The 15,683-nt window shown below is 40.7% G+C and carries 17 protein-coding genes; 13 read left to right on the top strand and 4 right to left on the bottom strand.

All coding sequences use genetic code 11. The features are described from left to right. Nucleotides 1–7 precede the first annotated feature (7 nt). Both pepV and HC179_RS11820 read left to right on the top strand, forming a co-directional pair. Nucleotides 8–1,423: a dipeptidase PepV gene (gene pepV, locus HC179_RS11825; RefSeq protein ID WP_168864482.1), complete on the top strand. Its 1,416-nt coding sequence runs from the start codon at nucleotides 8–10 to the stop codon at nucleotides 1,421–1,423. A 107-nt stretch (nucleotides 1,424–1,530) separates the two neighbouring features. Further along, nucleotides 1,531–2,709 carry an MFS transporter gene (locus tag HC179_RS11820; protein WP_168864481.1) on the top strand — a complete coding sequence of 393 codons (1,179 nt, stop codon included), beginning with the start codon at nucleotides 1,531–1,533 and terminating at the stop codon, nucleotides 2,707–2,709. Between the two features lie 415 nt (nucleotides 2,710–3,124). Here HC179_RS11820 and cysK read toward each other — a convergent pair whose 3' ends face one another. Next, entirely contained in the window at nucleotides 3,125–4,045 is a 921-nt protein-coding gene (cysK, locus tag HC179_RS11815; RefSeq protein WP_168864480.1) for a cysteine synthase A, read from the bottom strand. Nucleotides 4,046–4,244: 199 nt separating this feature from the next. Here cysK and thpR point away from each other — a divergent pair, with 199 nt between their 5' ends. From thpR to HC179_RS11785, 6 genes are all read left to right on the top strand, one after another. Further along, the gene (thpR, locus tag HC179_RS11810) at nucleotides 4,245–4,802 is read left to right on the top strand and encodes an RNA 2',3'-cyclic phosphodiesterase (protein WP_168864479.1); all 558 of its coding nucleotides are present in this window, start codon (nucleotides 4,245–4,247) and stop codon (nucleotides 4,800–4,802) included. Between the two features lie 15 nt (nucleotides 4,803–4,817). Beyond that, entirely contained in the window at nucleotides 4,818–5,213 is a 396-nt protein-coding gene (locus HC179_RS11805; protein WP_168864478.1) for a CidA/LrgA family protein, read from the top strand. Next, nucleotides 5,206–5,892, top strand: a complete 687-nt coding sequence (locus tag HC179_RS11800; RefSeq protein WP_168864477.1) for an LrgB family protein — start codon at nucleotides 5,206–5,208, stop codon at nucleotides 5,890–5,892. The genes HC179_RS11805 and HC179_RS11800 overlap by 8 nt, the downstream gene beginning before the upstream one ends. A 16-nt stretch (nucleotides 5,893–5,908) precedes the next feature. Next, nucleotides 5,909–6,850: an NERD domain-containing protein gene (locus tag HC179_RS11795; RefSeq protein WP_168864476.1), complete on the top strand. Its 942-nt coding sequence runs from the start codon at nucleotides 5,909–5,911 to the stop codon at nucleotides 6,848–6,850. A 105-nt stretch (nucleotides 6,851–6,955) separates the two neighbouring features. Further along, entirely contained in the window at nucleotides 6,956–9,106 is a 2,151-nt protein-coding gene (gene pulA, locus HC179_RS11790; RefSeq protein ID WP_168864475.1) for a type I pullulanase, read from the top strand. A 169-nt stretch (nucleotides 9,107–9,275) separates the two neighbouring features. Beyond that, on the top strand, nucleotides 9,276–10,076 hold the full coding sequence (locus tag HC179_RS11785) for a phosphotransferase family protein (protein WP_187442009.1): 801 nt from the start codon (nucleotides 9,276–9,278) through the stop codon (nucleotides 10,074–10,076). Here HC179_RS11785 and HC179_RS11780 read toward each other — a convergent pair. Next, the gene (locus tag HC179_RS11780) at nucleotides 10,071–10,349 is read right to left on the bottom strand and encodes a YtzH-like family protein (protein WP_148987943.1); all 279 of its coding nucleotides are present in this window, start codon (nucleotides 10,347–10,349) and stop codon (nucleotides 10,071–10,073) included. The two genes, HC179_RS11785 and HC179_RS11780, sit on opposite strands and share 6 nt — an antisense overlap. Before the next feature lie 143 nt (nucleotides 10,350–10,492). Here HC179_RS11780 and trmB point away from each other — a divergent pair, with 143 nt between their 5' ends. Both trmB and HC179_RS11770 read left to right on the top strand, forming a co-directional pair. Beyond that, complete coding sequence (gene trmB, locus HC179_RS11775; RefSeq protein ID WP_168864474.1) at nucleotides 10,493–11,134, top strand: tRNA (guanosine(46)-N7)-methyltransferase TrmB; 642 nt, start codon at nucleotides 10,493–10,495, stop codon at nucleotides 11,132–11,134. A gap of 93 nt (nucleotides 11,135–11,227) precedes the next feature. Then, entirely contained in the window at nucleotides 11,228–12,076 is an 849-nt protein-coding gene (locus HC179_RS11770; protein ID WP_168864473.1) for a YtnP family quorum-quenching lactonase, read from the top strand. 35 nt (nucleotides 12,077–12,111) lie between these two features. On the opposite strand, the gene HC179_RS11765 is transcribed toward HC179_RS11770, so the two are convergent. Then, complete coding sequence (locus tag HC179_RS11765) at nucleotides 12,112–12,423, bottom strand: PepSY domain-containing protein (RefSeq protein ID WP_168864472.1); 312 nt, start codon at nucleotides 12,421–12,423, stop codon at nucleotides 12,112–12,114. Between the two features lie 245 nt (nucleotides 12,424–12,668). Between HC179_RS11765 and HC179_RS11760 the strand changes: the two genes are divergently transcribed. After that, nucleotides 12,669–13,739: a M42 family metallopeptidase gene (locus tag HC179_RS11760; protein WP_148987939.1), complete on the top strand. Its 1,071-nt coding sequence runs from the start codon at nucleotides 12,669–12,671 to the stop codon at nucleotides 13,737–13,739. 67 nt (nucleotides 13,740–13,806) lie between these two features. After that, nucleotides 13,807–14,343, top strand: a complete 537-nt coding sequence (locus HC179_RS11755; RefSeq protein ID WP_168864604.1) for a DUF84 family protein — start codon at nucleotides 13,807–13,809, stop codon at nucleotides 14,341–14,343. An 11-nt stretch (nucleotides 14,344–14,354) separates the two neighbouring features. Here the strand turns inward: HC179_RS11755 and HC179_RS11750 are convergent, their stop codons facing one another. Beyond that, nucleotides 14,355–14,795: a YtoQ family protein gene (locus tag HC179_RS11750; RefSeq protein WP_168864471.1), complete on the bottom strand. Its 441-nt coding sequence runs from the start codon at nucleotides 14,793–14,795 to the stop codon at nucleotides 14,355–14,357. 169 nt (nucleotides 14,796–14,964) lie between these two features. On the opposite strand from HC179_RS11750, the gene HC179_RS11745 reads away from it, so the two are divergent. Beyond that, complete coding sequence (locus HC179_RS11745) at nucleotides 14,965–15,483, top strand: hypothetical protein (protein WP_168864470.1); 519 nt, start codon at nucleotides 14,965–14,967, stop codon at nucleotides 15,481–15,483. Nucleotides 15,484–15,683 lie beyond the last annotated feature (200 nt).

Here is a 15,683-nt window from a genome sequence, read left to right as displayed (position 1 = left end):
TGATTAAATGGGAAATATTAATTGGTTGGAAGAAGTAGAGAAAAGAAAAGATTCCTTAATAAAAGATACACAGGAATTCTTGCAAATCAACAGTGTGCTGAATGAGGAAGAAGCGAGCCCTGAGACTCCTTTTGGCAAAGGAATTGAAGAGGCGCTTCAATATTTATTACATAAAGGGGAAGCAGACGGCTTTCTTACAAAAAATGTTGACCATTATGCCGGTCATATAGAACACGGCCAAGGAGAAGAGCTTGTAGGAATCCTATGTCATGTGGATGTAGTACCAGAGGGGGACGGCTGGACAGATGAACCATTCAGTGCCACCATTCGTGACGGGAAAATTTTCGCACGAGGTGCAATGGATGACAAAGGTCCGACAATGGCGGCTTATTATGCTTTGAAAATAGTAAAAGAGCTAGACCTCCCACTTTCTAAACGTGTGCGCATCATTATTGGTACAGACGAGGAAAGCAACTGGCAGTGTGTAGAACACTATTTTAAACATGAAGAAATGCCTACAATGGGGTTTGCCCCTGACGCGGACTTCCCAATCATCTATGCGGAAAAAGGAATAGGTGATATCCAGCTAGGGCTTGATTTCAAAGGTGAGAAGCCATCTTCAAATGTCACCTTGTTAACATTTGAATCAGGTCGCCGATTGAATATGGTGCCAGATCATGCTAAAGCGTCACTTGAAGTGACGGAAGGAATGGACAAAATCACGCACGCTTTTAATGAATACATTTCAGAAAAAGGTATTGAGGGTGGCTATACGAAGGAAGGCAATGCTTTGTACCTTAACATCAAAGGGGTGTCAGCACATGCCATGGAGCCGGATAATGGTACGAATGCAGGTTACCATTTGGCAGATTTCCTTTATTCTTTAGGATTGGATGCAAGCGGGGCATCGTATGTCGGCTTTATTAGTGAAAAGCTTGCTTTTGATTCTCGTGGTAAGAAGCTAAAGATCAATTTTCACGATGAGATTACCGACGATTTAACCATCAATACAGGTGTTTTCCGTTATGACCGCGCAGCTTCGGTTGGGACTTTAGGGGTAAACATCCGTTTTCCGGTAACATGCGATACAAAGGAATCGGAAGAGCAATTGCGTAAGGAAGCAGTTTCGTATGGTTTTGACGTAAATAAGTTTAATGTTTCTCCTGCACACCATGTGCCACAGGATCACGAGCTTATCCAAACTCTTCGAAAGATTTATGAAGAACAGACTGGAGATAAAGCGGAGTTATTGTCCATCGGTGGTGGAACATATGCAAGATCGCTTGAAGCAGGGGTGGCTTTTGGTCCGCTTTTCCCTGGCAGGGAGGACGTGGCGCATCAAAAAGATGAGCATATTTTCATTGAAGATCTCATCAAGGCGACTGCCATCTATGCACAAGCTATCTATGAATTAGCTAAATAACATATTTATCCTAAATATAATTGTGGTAGAATGTAAAGGTTACTTCCCTGTGGGGCGGTAGCCTTTTATTTTTTCCTTTATTTGACGAGAAGAAAGAAGGATATATCATGAGTACTGCCTCAATGAAAGACAATACAACTCGCTACTTTTACAGTTTTTACTTTTTAACATTTTTCAGCTTTGGGGCTCTATTCCCATTGCTGACCGTATATTTGAAAGAAGACGTGGGGTTGAGCGGATCACAAATTGGGATGATCATGTCGATCAGTCCTGTTGTGATGATATTCGTCCAGCCATTGTGGGGAATCTTTAGCGACTATACCCAAAAACCAAAACAAATCCTGCTCTGGACGCTTTTTCTCACAGCAGTAACAGGTATTGTCTTTTCATTTATGGAAAGCTATGGTGCGCTACTTGCCGTTGCGTTTCTGTTGGCTGTTACACAAAGCGCCCTTGTCCCCATTTCAGACAGCATTACCCTCAATTATGTTCAGAGGACAAAAGGGAATTATGGTTCCATCAGGTTATGGGGGGCGATAGGTTTTGCTGTGGCTGTTCTAGTTGCAGGGTGGCTTTCTGATTTCTTTTCCTTAAAAGTGATATTCTTTACCTTTGCGATAGCTTTATTGCTTGGCACGGTCGTGTCGAGCTTTTTACCGAAGGAAAGTCAGACAATCAGTGTCAATGTCCGTGATGGCATCGGCACGCTCATGAAGTTGCCTAAGTTTGTGATGTTCCTTGTGACAACGTTTCTTGTATTCGGTCCTGTATTCGCCAACAACTTTTATTTTGGCCTGTTTATTACTGATATTGGAGGCACCGTTACGGGAGTTGGGATTGCCTTCTTGCTTGCTGCCGGAAGTGAGGCGCCTTTTATGAGGGTGGCAGGCAAGTGGATTGCGCGCTTTGGCCTTCATACAATCATGATCAGTGCGGCGTCCATTGCGATGATCCGTTGGGTCCTTTATTTCTTTGAACCGCCACTGTATGTAGTGTATGCGACTACGATTGCCCAAGGTTTTTCTGTTGGCCTTTTCATACCTGCAGCACTGCAGTTTGTTCGGGATATCGCCCCAACCTCTGCTCGTGCAACGGCGGTTTCTCTATACACTGCCATCGGTAATGGGTTAGGGAGTTGGTTCTGTACATTCTTTGGTGGGTTTATTGCAGAGTACTATTCCGTTGCACATGTCTATTTGTTCTTCGGCCTATTAACAATGTGCGGATTAGTCTTTATCCTGATGATTAACCAAGCCGATAAAAAACAACTCGCAAAAGCATCATGAGTTCTTAAAAATGAGTGGATTGGAGCGGAAGGCACTCGACTCCGGCGGGAAATAGCGGCAGACTTGAGTCTCCATAGGCAAAGCGAAGCCACTGAAAAACTGATATGATATAGTACTTAGTAATTTTGAGCTGTGGATTGGAGCAAAAGGCGAAGACTCCTGAGGGAGATAGCGCTAGGTGGAGACCCCACAGGCGAAGCCGAGGAGGCTCCAGCAGCGCCCCTAGGAAAGCGAAGCCATTTGCGGAAATCCACAGCGGTGTCTAAAACAATATATAAATTCAAAGACTTTTTCAGTGGCTTTGGCAAAGCCGAGGAGGCTCAAGCACCGCCCCGCGGAAAGCGAGTGCCTGCAGCGCAAAGGAACGGTTAATATGACAAAGACCCTTAGCTACTTCAGCCAAGGGTCTTTTCGTTTATTCATTCTCAAATTCAAAAAGGTCCGTAGACAAATACCTTTCCCCCGTATCGCATGCGATACAAACTACTACATCATCAGGAGTCAACCGTTTTGCTACCTCAATGGCAGAATAGCAAGCAGCACCTGAAGATGGTCCAACCAATATGCCCTCATGACGAGCAAGCTTACGCGTAATTTCATAGGCATCTTCATCTTTGATTTTAAATATTTCATCATATACTTCCTGGTTCAAGATATCTGGAATGAACCCAGGACTGGTTCCCACAAGCTTATGTTTGCCAGGCTTCCCTCCTGAAAGGACAGGGGATCCTGCAGGCTCCACAACATGGACAGTCAACCCTTCAAAATGCTTTTTCAACTCTTCACCTGTCCCAGTAATGGTTCCACCAGTACCGGCTGTTGCTACGAAAGCGGACAATGGCTTGCCGATTTGTTCCATACCATCAATAATCTCGAGTGCCGTAGACTTTCTGTGTGCATCAGAATTGGCATGATTTTCAAACTGCATCGGCATGAAGCTGTTGGGTATTTCTTTAACAAGTTCTTGGGCCTTTTTGATAGCACCTGGCATTTTTTCATCGCCTGGTGTTAATACTACTTCTGCACCATATGCTTTCAAAAGGTTAATCCGTTCTTTAGACATCGTATCGGGCATGATCAAAATCGCTTTATATCCCCTTGCTGCTGCATTCATTGCCAACCCAATCCCTGTATTTCCGCTTGTTGGTTCAATGATGGTTGCACCAGGTTTGATGAGGCCATCCTTTTCTGCCTGGATGATCATATTAAAAGCAGCTCTATCTTTTACACTGCCGCTGGGGTTTTGAAATTCCAATTTTAAATAAACTGTCGCCGCTCCTTCAGGCACAATGCGGTTTAACTTAACAAGTGGAGTATCTCCAATTAAATCAGCCATATTTGAAACAACCTTCACTACTACGCACAACCTTTCTCTTTCATGACTCAATAATCAGTATTGTATCATAAATTATAAAAACGGACTAAGCACATGGCTTATTATGGGATTAAGATAAAACTAACTATATCGTCTGTTTGGTGCTAAGATAATATGCAAGACAATTGAAGATATCTGGTAAAATAAGAAGGGTGAGAATATGACGACACAAACTCATTATTTTGTTGCTGTACCTCTTCCACAACCGTTAAAGGAAGCGTTTCATTTATATATGAAAGAATTAAAAAGCCACTTTCCGTTTACAAGGTGGGTGCATCCGGAAGACCTTCATATTACGCTAGCATTTTTAGGTGATTTGGAAGAAGGACAAAAAGAAAAGTTGACAACCTTTCTTTTAGAAACAGCTACAAATCATCAACATTTTTCGCTCACATTAAGTGAGCTTGGCACATTTGGGAACCCTCAGTCACCACGAATTTTTTGGTACGGTATCGAAAAGTCAATGGTACTTAATCAACTGCGAAAATCTGTATATGATGCATGTGAGATGGTTGGACTCCAGCCCGACTCACGTCCATTTCATCCTCATATCACCATAGCAAGGAAGTGGAAGGGGCCAGGATCCATTAATCATGATCTGCTTCCTGTCCACAGTTCGCAAAAAGAGACGTTTATTGTGAACAATATTATTTTATATGAAACACATCTAAACAGATTGCCCAAATATGAAGAAAAGGAAATTTTTTCATTAGTATAGGAGTATGATTAGAAAATGAGGGGAATGAAACTATTAATTCAAGTAGTAGTATTTTATTTGTTTTACAAAATTGGTGTGGTACTACAAAGTACTTTTGACATCCCGGTTCCAGGTAGTATTATCGGAATGGTTTTTCTTCTTATTCTGCTTTTGACAGGTGTAGCGAAGGAGAGATATTTGCAAGACGGAGCTAATGTACTACTTTTATATCTCCCTTTGTTTTTTGTCCCAGCCACTGTAGGAGTCATGGACTACTTTAGCATTCTATCAGGAACAGATGGAATGCTCATGTTGCTTGCTCTTTTAGTAGGAACCATTATCGTCCTGCTATGTTCTGGAATGGTTGCTCAAAAAACAGCAGTATCTGTCGATAATAAGACAGAAGTAACAGGAGTGATGGAGGATGAATAGTTGGATTAGTTTCTTGTTCATCCTTATTACCTACCTAGCTTTTCTCGTAATGAGACATATATATAACCGATTTCGTGTTCCAATTTTCAATCCTGTCGCCACTACGACTCTAGTAATTATTATTGGCTTGCTTTTGACTGATATATCGTATGATACATATATGCTAGGAGGTTGGTGGATCCAGGAGTTGCTCGGTCCGGCGGTTGTCTCGCTTGCTTACCCCCTATACCATCAACGTTCAAAAATCGTTCGTTATCGGATCCCGTTGATAGCAGGTTTATTGTCTGGAGTATTTGCGGGTATGGTTACTGGTTTTTTGTATGTAAAGGTGGCTAGCCTTCCACCCGTATACTCCGTGTCATTCCTTCCAAAATCCGTCACTTCCCCTATCGCCATGGAAATTGCCGACCTTACAGGGGGGATACCAAGCTTAGCTGCCGCGCTCGTTATACTAAGTGGCATCTTTGGTGCATTGTTTGGGCCAGTCTTATTGAGACGACTTGGGATAACTCACTATTTAGGGGTTGGAGTGGGGCTTGGGTGCGCTGCACACGGGATTGGGACTGCTAAAGCGATGGAATATGGTGAAGAAGAAGCGGCATTCAGTTCCATCAGCATGACACTATCTGCATTACTATACGCCATAATATTACCTGTAGCCATTCATTATTTATTATAGAAAAGAGTGACCACCATTGGCACAATTAATAAAATTACAAGATTATATCACCCGTTATGAAGCCGATATATATCGCTATCCAAACCAATATATCAGGTTGAAAAAGCAACAATGGAAGACCTATCAAGAGATGTTAAGAAACCCGGTTGATATAAAGAGTCCTTCTCCTAATGCTCAAACAGAGGTAACAACCTCAAAAGATGGCAGGTTAATCAGCCTTATAAAGTCCTTCAGGAAAAAGGAACAAGAAGATGAGCTGTTCACTGGTAACATCCAAAACGGTGATGACGTACATGAGGAAGAGTGGGAGCTTCCCAGTGTCACATGCAGTAAGACGGCAGAGGAGAGAAAACAAGAATTTCTTGATTCCATTCTTCCTCTTCAGCTAAAATGGGCAAGTTCGACCATCAGAGAAATGTCCTATCTGCAGAAGAATTATAAACGTGAGCGGTTACTAAGATATTTTTTGCAAAGGTTTCCAGATACGTTTTTTGTGATGTATAAACCTATCTTTTTAGTAAAGCAGGCACCAGTGGAACTTGAAATCATCCTTATTACCCCTAACGAAATTATGGCTCTCTTTTACATGGAGGAGCAAGAAGAGAGTGTAGTTTTAGGAAATAATGACCGCTTCTGGTCCATTAGGGAAAGAGAAAAGGAAAGAAAAATAGTAAACCCAACGATAAGCCTCAACAGGATGGGGTCAATCATAAAGAATATCCTTCCGCTATATGATGTGAGCTTGCCTGTTACTAAGCTTTTGTTGCACCCAAAAGGATATATTGACATAACGGATGGGCCGGCAGATGTACAAGTCGTAGATAAACGTACATATACAAAATGGTTTGAGAAGATGCGGGCTAACAAACTTCCTTTAAAACATAGTCAGCTAAAAGCGGCTGGAGCATTACTTTCTCATTGCCAGTCAACTTATATAGACAGACCAGAATGGCAATAATGAAGAATTGTATGAATATATGTCAAGGTCATGACTATGCTTGAATAATATAGAAGATGGTCAGTTCTAGAAGAATCGCACTTTAGGAGACAGGGAGGGAAAGGCATGATTTTCATCAAAAGAGAATTCGAGGCCTATTTAGATGAAATGGATCAGATCACTATTCTTTTGCCTAACGGAAGTTTTAATGGAGAATCAGCTTCCTTTACCCTATCAAACGAAAAATCTACTTATCCGCTTGAGATTATAGATAGAAAAACGCTCCAGAGCTCGGTTAAATATATATGTAAAACAAATACGCTAATCTCCATAGGCTCCAAATATATGATTATAGATGAACATGGTAGGAAAACAGATTTGCAAATCGGTGCAGTTATCCGCTCACAAGCATTTGATGAGGCATTCTATTATGAAAAGGATGACCTTGGGGCGCATTATCAAAAGGGGGAAACCACCTTTACCCTTTGGGCGCCAACAGCATCTGCAGTGAAAATAAAACTTGTAGCTCCAAAAAGTAAGGAAAACATTTTCTATAGCCTCATTCGTGAGGAAAAGGGGATATGGCGAATAACGGTTCAGGGAGATTTAGAAGGTTTTCAATACACATACCTAGTTTGCGTGAATCTTGTATGGAGGGAAGCCGTCGATCCGTATGCGATTGCATCTAGTATAAATAGTGAATCTGCCGTGATTGTAGATAAAGAAAGAATAAATGTTCCAAAAGTGTCAATGCTTCCTTTTAACGATGCAACAGATGCCATTATATACGAGCTGCATGTTCGAGACTTTTCCTCCCATCCAAAAAGCGGAATGGCTCATAAGGGTAAATATGCCGCTTTTACAGAGAATCCTCTAGAGGTGTCTGAAATTGGAATTACAGGCATGCCTTATATCCAAAGTCTCGGAGTAACTCATATTGAGTTATTACCATTAAATGACTTTGGAGGAGTGGACGAAGCAGAACCTGATAAGGACTACAACTGGGGTTATAACCCTCTTCTTTTTAATGTACCTGAAGGAAGCTATGCGCTAGATCCAAATGACCCTTATTCTCGAATATTGGAACTGAAAAATCTAATTAATACGTTGCACCATAAAGGGCTAAGGATAATTATGGATGTTGTATATAATCACGTGTATATCCGCGAGGACTCCTCTTTTGAAAAAATAGTGCCTGGTTATTACTTTCGCCATGATGAGCATGGCATGCCATCAAACGGTACGGGAGTAGGCAATGACATTGCATCTGAACGGAAAATGGTACGTAAGTTTATCCTGGATTCTATTCGATACTGGTTGCAGGAATATGATGTGGATGGTTTCCGATTTGACTTGATGGGAATATTAGACGTTCAGACCATGAATGAAGTAAAAGAGGCGGTATCTGTCATCAAACCAGGAGCCATCATCCTTGGAGAAGGGTGGGAACTGAACACGCCTTTAGCGGCTGACCGTAAAGCAATGATACTCAATGCCAAGAAGATGCCGGGAATCGCATTCTTTAATGACATGGTTCGCGATTCAGTCAAAGGTAGTACGTTCAACTTGTTCGACAGGGGATTTGCGCTTGGCAATACTCACAAAACTGCTCTGTTGAAACAATCGCTTGCAGGTAGTGTACAAATTGATCCGAACCATAAAGGACTTTTCCTTGAGCCTTCGCAATCGATCAACTATATTGAATCCCATGATAATCATACAATGTGGGATAAAATAGCCGTCTGCAATAGCCATGAAGATGAAGAAACAAGAATAAAGCGTCATCGTCTTGCCGCTTCCGTTACACTCTTATCTCAAGGCATTCCATTTTTACATGCAGGGCAAGAGTTTTTCAGGACAAAAGGCGGGGAAGAGAATAGCTATAAATCTCCAGATTCCGTCAATTGCTTAGATTGGGAAAGAAAGTATCGTTACTCAGAGAATGTGGCTTATGTGAGGGGGCTGATCTCGCTTCGCAAAGCACACAAAGCTTTACGTTTATCGACAGTTACGGAAATAAAAAGACATGTGCGCTTTCCTCTCGATAAAGGAAATATGCTCATGTATCACCTCAGTGATGTGAAACAGTATGGAAAGTACAACCATTTACTTATTATTTTCCATAACGGGACGAATACAGAAAACGTAACCCTTCCATTCTCAGGAGAGTGGGAAGTTCTTGTAGAAGGCAGTACAGCAGGTGATTTACCAATCGGCAAAGTAAACAATGAAGTCCAAGTGCCACCTATCAGCACAGTTGTATTGGCACAATATTAATTGTTACACAGGGACTTGATTTAATTGGGAAATAACGATAAAATTTAAAAGATAGCTATTGCGAAATTGTTCAATAGCTGTTTTTTTGCTTAAAAAAGTTATTAATATGAAAATTCTTATTTAGCGCTTGCGCTTTTCTAATATTTGATAATGAAAAGTTGTGTTGAAATTGAAGGTGAAATGGTTGGAACATTTATTAGGTGATGAGTGGAAAATCAGTCCTGCGGGTGGTTTGACGGGAGATGCGTATTTCGCTCAAAATGAAGGGAAAAAGCTCTTCCTTAAAAGGAATTCATCGCCATTTTTGGCTGTTCTTTCAGCAGAGGGAATTGTCCCGAAATTGGTCTGGACGAAACGCCTGGAAAATGGAGATGTCATTACGGCTCAGCACTGGATAAGTGCAAGAGAACTTAAACCAAACGACATGAATATGGAAACAGTGGCTCAGCTTCTTCACAAGATTCACCATTCCAAAGAGTTGCTTGATATGCTGACTAGGTTGGGGAAAGAACCTGTGGAGCCATCGACTATACTGGAAGATATTAAGAATGGGATGGCTTTAGATCTCTTTTCTTTGGACGTGATTCAAAAATCACTGGATTTTCTTACAAAGGAAATTAAAAATGTCCAGTTTAGAGATAAGGTAGTCTGCCATTGTGATCTTAACCATAATAATTGGTTGCTTTCCGATAATCAAGAGCTTTTCTTAATTGATTGGGATGGAGCTGTTATAGCGGATCCGGCCATCGACTTATGCATGTTATTATATTGGTATATTCCGGAACAGGAGTGGAATGACTGGCTTTCCACTTATGGGATACCACTGACAGACGATTTGCGCCACCGTATGCACTGGTATGTGATAGCTCAGACTATACTATCCGTACAATGGTATCACCACAAAGATATTGAAAAAGAGAAACAGAACTGGTTGAACTATTTGGAAAGACTTTTACCGGTTGAACTATGAGTATTGATCGATGCTATCGATCCAGTTGGTGAATTTTGATTGATGCAATTGATTGTGATCATGGTCATTGCTGGAATTGATGCCAGCCTGGCTATAGGTGTAGATATCCTGCAAGATATTCTTTACATTATGATCGATTTCATTATTGACCATTAATGATTTGATGACGCGCTCCAACTGCTCGTATTCAGCAACAGAACCGCAGCAATCAATTTGATGATCCGCCAAAATATCCTTTAGAAGATGTATTTGATCATGATAATTTAACGGCATTTGTCAGCACTCCTTTATTTTATATATGTACTAGCCTTTGTTTATTTATCATTCTTATACGCGACAAAAGAATCGGTCCATCGCGATCGGTTTTTTTCTGTCATCGACTATAAACTAATAAAACGCCGAGGTGACCAAACGACATGAGATTCAGAAACAAACCATGGGCAGCAGATTTTATTGCCGAAAATTCCTATTACTGCATTCCAGATCCCGAAAATAAAAAAGGGAAGTGGAGTGAGATTTTCGGAAATGACAACCCAATCCACATTGAAGTGGGAACGGGAAAGGGAACATTTGTTACGGAAATGGCAAAAGCTAATCCGACCATAAATTATATCGGCATAGAATTATTTGAAAGTGTTATTGTAAAAGCATTGGAAAAAGCAGTAGCAGCTGATATTCCAAACGTCAAACTGTTGAATGTCAATGCACAAAAGCTATCTGATTACTTTGATGCTGGTGAAGTGGACAGAGTATATTTGAACTTCTCTGATCCATGGCCAAAAACCCGCCATGAAAAGAGAAGATTAACCTACAAAGGGTTCTTGGACTTATATAAAGAAGTTTTGGTTCCACAAGGTGAAATTCACTTTAAAACAGATAACCGTGGACTATTTGAGTATTCGTTGATGAGCTTTTCTGAGTATGGATTATTATTGAAATATGTTAGTTTAGACCTTCATAATAGTGAGTTTGAAGGAAACGTCATGACAGAATATGAGGAGAAGTTTTCTAGCAAGGGATTCCCTATCTATCGATGTGAGGTAAAATATCAAGAATAAATGAAGAAGCGTCCTTTTCCTTTAGTGAGAGGGCGCTTTTTTTGATACAATAAGGACATACATACAAATCGTACAAAGAGGGAGATGGCTGATATGGAAACGCTAACATTTGGTAAGTGGAAGCTGACTTGGTTGAATGGTGGAGTAACGCATCTGGACGGTGGTGCAATGTTCGGTGTAGTCCCAAAAGCTTTATGGTCAAAAAAATATCCTGTAAATGACAAAAATCAGATAGAGCTTAGAACGGATCCTATTCTTATTCAAACAGGGGAACGTAATATCCTTATTGAGGCAGGACTTGGGAGAGGAAAGCTCTCCGAAAAACAAAGACGAAACTATGGTGCAACGGAAGAGTCGTCTTTGGAGGAAGGTTTACAAAAACTTGGACTGACACCAGAAGATATAGACACCATCATCATGACTCATCTTCATTTTGACCATGTCTGCGGACTGACCAAATGGGATGAAGAAAAAAATAAATACGTATCTGTATTTCCTAAGGCAACCATCTATGCCTCAGAAGTTGAATGGAGCGAAATGAGGAACCCTAATATACGTTCAAAAAATACGTATTGGGAGATGAATTGGCAAGGAATTGAAGAACAGGTAAAAACATTTCAAGAAGAGACAACCATCATCAATGGAATAAAAATGATACATACAGGTGGACATAGTGATGGGCATGCCATAATTGAAATGACTCAAGGGGAGGAAAGTCTTATTCATATGGCAGATCTCATGCCTACCCATGCTCATTCTCCGTCTTTATGGGTCCTTGCCTATGATGATTATCCGATGACATCGATTGAAGCAAAAGAGAAATGGATTAAAGAGGGAATAAGACGTAATGCCTGGTTTACTTTTTATCATGACGCATTTTACCGAGCAGTAAAATGGAATGAATCTTATGAGATACAAGAAAAAATAGAACGGAATAGATAAAACATGCCTGGCAGTTTTTATCTGCCAGGCATGTTTTATTTTAATTGACTAACATCCAATATGACTCCCGTATTCTTGTCGACGATGAATTCATATTGCTCCAAGACGTCCTCGATTCTACGGGAAATTCCGCCTCTGTAGATGGAGTAGGACATATCATTTCGTATAATCGTTTCTGGCACCATCTGAATCCAGGAGCCATCAACAGGGCCTCGCTTTTTAAAGGCTTCCTTGGCAATTTTTAACGCTTTTTCAGGTTTTATGGATTGCTGCTTAGATGCTTCAGTAAAAAGATATGCGGCTGCTGCACCAATTCCAGCACCGATTAGAAGTGCTTTCCATTTCATTTCGTATCATCCTTCCATATATCATACTCGTTTTCTAAGTAAGCCCTTTTCAAATGGGAGTAACTGATGAGGTGAATTGATTCTGCCTATCTTACTAATAGTATAACTTGTAAAACAAATAAATGTCATGCTAAAGCTGGAAACAATAAAGAAAGTTCGATACAATATAATTAAAATATTTCGATAATCTAACGAAGTATAAGTGTCATTCTACATATAGGTTTTGAAAAAAGGAGCTGACTTAGTTGAATCAGGAAACACTAACTTTATTTAAAACGTTAACAGAGCTACAAGGGGCACCTGGCTTTGAACATGATGTTCGCCGCTTTATGCGCAGTGAATTAGAAAAGTACTCAGATGAAGTGGTACAAGACCGACTTGGTGGTATATTCGGAGTGAAAAAAGGCGACGAAACTGGCCCAACAGTCATGGTCGCAGGCCACATGGATGAAGTCGGCTTTATGGTCACTTCCATTACAGAAAACGGGATGTTAAGATTCCAAACGCTTGGCGGCTGGTGGAGCCAAGTCTTGCTTGCTCAACGTGTGCAAGTAATGACAGACAATGGTCCAGTTATTGGTGTTATTGGATCGATCCCTCCGCATCTTTTGGATGAAGCGAAACGTGCTAAGCCAATGGACATAAAAAATATGCTAATTGATATCGGTGCAGACAATAAAGAGGACGCAATTAACATTGGCATTAAACCAGGTCAACAGATTGTTCCTATCTGTCCGTTCACACCTATGGCTAACGAGAAGAAAATTCTGGCTAAAGCATGGGATAACCGTTATGGCTGTGGACTTGCCGTTGAACTATTGAAAGATCTTCAAGGTGAAACACTACCAAATATCCTCTACTCAGGAGCTACGGTTCAGGAAGAAGTAGGTTTACGTGGAGCACAGACAGCTGCAAATATGATCAAGCCTGATATCTTCTTTGCGCTTGATGCTTCACCTGCAAACGATATGACTGGAGATAAGAAAGAATTCGGCCATTTAGGCAAAGGTGCATTATTGCGCATTTATGACCGCTCTATGGTAACTCACACTGGTATGAGAGATTTTGTATTGGATACAGCTGAATCTAACAGCATTCCTTATCAGTATTTCATTTCTCAAGGTGGCACAGACGCTGGCCGTGTCCACACTTCCAATGAGGGAGTTCCTTCAGCGGTAGTGGGAATTTGTTCACGTTATATCCACACACACGCTTCCATGGTCCATGTGGATGATTATGCCGCAGCAAGAGAGCTCATTGTCAAACTTGTAAAATCTGCAGACCAGTCCACAGTAGACTCCATTAGAAGCAGATAATTATATAAAGTCGGGAAGCGATGGGGAATCCCCATCGTTTTTCTTTTAATCGAAAGGTGAGGTAATGATGAAAGTGGTAGTCGGTTCAAGAAACCCTGCAAAATACGAGGCGGTGCAGGGTGCAATAAGAGAGCTTGAGATGGAAGCTGAAACAATTTCACTTGAAGTAGAATCTGGTGTACGCAAACAACCCATGACAGAACAAGAAACGATTGAAGGAGCATTGCACCGTGCGAGAGGGGCTCTAAAAGAAATAGATGATGCAGACTTTGCCATAGGCCTTGAAGGTGGCGTGGTTCTTGGTTCCACACCATTCTCAGAAGTAATGGTCTGTAATTGGGGAGCACTAGTTTCTAAAGATGGGATGGAATACATAGCTGGTGGTGCCAGAATACCTCTACCTGATGCTTTTAAAGAGGAGATTTTAGCAGGAAAAGAGCTAGGGGACATAATGGATGAGTACTGTCAGCGGAAAGACATTAGGAAACATGAAGGAGCATTGGGGATCTTTACAGATGGTGCTGTTTCAAGAATGGAAATGTTTCAACATGTTAGCAAGCTATTGATTGGACAATGGAGATATAATGAGAAAAAGCAGGCTTAAATTGCCTGCTTCTAGTCCAATACGTATGTAAGTACTTTTAGGGCTTGGTTGACTGTTTCTACGGTTACATTTGCCTTGTTAGATAACTCTTTTAATGGATGATGAAGGTTTTCCGGACGAATTAAAATAAGCGGTTTTTGTAGACTAATGGCGGCACTTGCGTCCATCGCAGTGTTCCATTGTTTATATTTCTCTCCAAATAGGGCGATAACAAGGTCAGATTTTTTCATTAAGAGTTCCGTACGAAGATTATTGATTTGAGATGCTGCTTCGTCTTTTGCAATAGAGCTTGGCTGTGTACCCATAATCGCTTCTCCTATGTTGTCTGAGCGCTCGTGGTCTGTCATTGGTCCCACAAACTCTAACGGAAGATCCAGTGCTTGTGCTTTGTCTATTAATTCTTCTCTCCATTTAGTATGGATTTCACCTGCAAGGTAAACAGTAAATTTCATTACAATCCCTCCAAATAGTACCTCTTGTTATTTACCTATTTTCTAGTCTATCATAAAATAGGGAATTAAGTGATAATTCCAACTTATCCTTGTCAAGGGATAAGATTTATAGGTATGATAAGTTTGATGTGTATTTTCTAGTCTTATTGTACTAAAAGGAGTGGAGAGTTTGACTTTTGGAAGAGCCATTATTTATATTTTATTTTTATCATTACTATTTTTAACAGGTTGCTCTGTGTCTATCGAAGACGCAACACAAAAATCAGTTGATACTTTCGAAGAAACATTTAAAGCGCAATCATTAGACACTTCTGAGGATACAGATATATTTGCTTATCATTTACCCACTGGATTTACCATTGATTCGGAATCAGAGAACAATATTGTTCTTACAGAGGACGAGCAAACTTACCTTTTGTTTGTAAACCCTTTTGAACCAAAAGATTCAGAGGTATTATATGATTCTACAAAAATGAATCACTCTGATTTATTGGTAGACCATACAGTAACCGATGAAGGTCGTTTAGGTTACTTGTTGGTTTCTCCTGTTGGTGGGGAAGAGGAAGAGCTTTACGAAGTGACAGTGGGCTTGGGCGGAGTAAAAATGACAACGGTAACAGAAACGGGCAATATGGAAGCTAGTACGAAGAGCATGATGGAGATTATTTCTTCTGTGAAAATTAAATAAGTGTGAGTAAAGAATACGAAGGGGAAACCTGGAGTATTCTTTTTTATTGTTTAGTAAATTATAAAAATAATCGAATTGTGGATAGCCTTCAGAATAATTCTTGATCGCCGTTATGAAGACCTTGGTGACGAGAAAACAGGAGGAGAGAAGTCCTGATCGCCGTTATGAAGACCTTGGTGACGAGAAATCAGGAGGAGAGA

This window comes from Bacillus sp. RO1, from assembly GCF_012524115.1.
Taxonomy (GTDB): Bacteria; Bacillota; Bacilli; order Bacillales; family Bacillaceae_I; genus Sutcliffiella_A.
The sequence above is the reverse complement of the archived record's forward strand: the minus strand, read 5'-3'. Positions and strand labels throughout refer to the sequence as shown.

Coding starts and splice junctions, on each gene's coding strand:
- HC179_RS11750 (WP_168864471.1), bottom strand. CDS start 14,795: ATGAAATTTACTGTTTACCTTGCAGGTGAAATCCATACTAAATGGAGA.
- pepV (WP_168864482.1), top strand. CDS start 8: ATGGGAAATATTAATTGGTTGGAAGAAGTAGAGAAAAGAAAAGATTCC.
- HC179_RS11765 (WP_168864472.1), bottom strand. CDS start 12,423: ATGAAATGGAAAGCACTTCTAATCGGTGCTGGAATTGGTGCAGCAGCC.
- HC179_RS11780 (WP_148987943.1), bottom strand. CDS start 10,349: ATGCCGTTAAATTATCATGATCAAATACATCTTCTAAAGGATATTTTG.
- HC179_RS11820 (WP_168864481.1), top strand. CDS start 1,531: ATGAGTACTGCCTCAATGAAAGACAATACAACTCGCTACTTTTACAGT.
- trmB (WP_168864474.1), top strand. CDS start 10,493: ATGAGATTCAGAAACAAACCATGGGCAGCAGATTTTATTGCCGAAAAT.
- HC179_RS11770 (WP_168864473.1), top strand. CDS start 11,228: ATGGAAACGCTAACATTTGGTAAGTGGAAGCTGACTTGGTTGAATGGT.
- HC179_RS11755 (WP_168864604.1), top strand. CDS start 13,807: ATGAAAGTGGTAGTCGGTTCAAGAAACCCTGCAAAATACGAGGCGGTG.
- thpR (WP_168864479.1), top strand. CDS start 4,245: ATGACGACACAAACTCATTATTTTGTTGCTGTACCTCTTCCACAACCG.
- cysK (WP_168864480.1), bottom strand. CDS start 4,045: ATGGCTGATTTAATTGGAGATACTCCACTTGTTAAGTTAAACCGCATT.
- pulA (WP_168864475.1), top strand. CDS start 6,956: ATGATTTTCATCAAAAGAGAATTCGAGGCCTATTTAGATGAAATGGAT.
- HC179_RS11805 (WP_168864478.1), top strand. CDS start 4,818: ATGAGGGGAATGAAACTATTAATTCAAGTAGTAGTATTTTATTTGTTT.
- HC179_RS11800 (WP_168864477.1), top strand. CDS start 5,206: ATGAATAGTTGGATTAGTTTCTTGTTCATCCTTATTACCTACCTAGCT.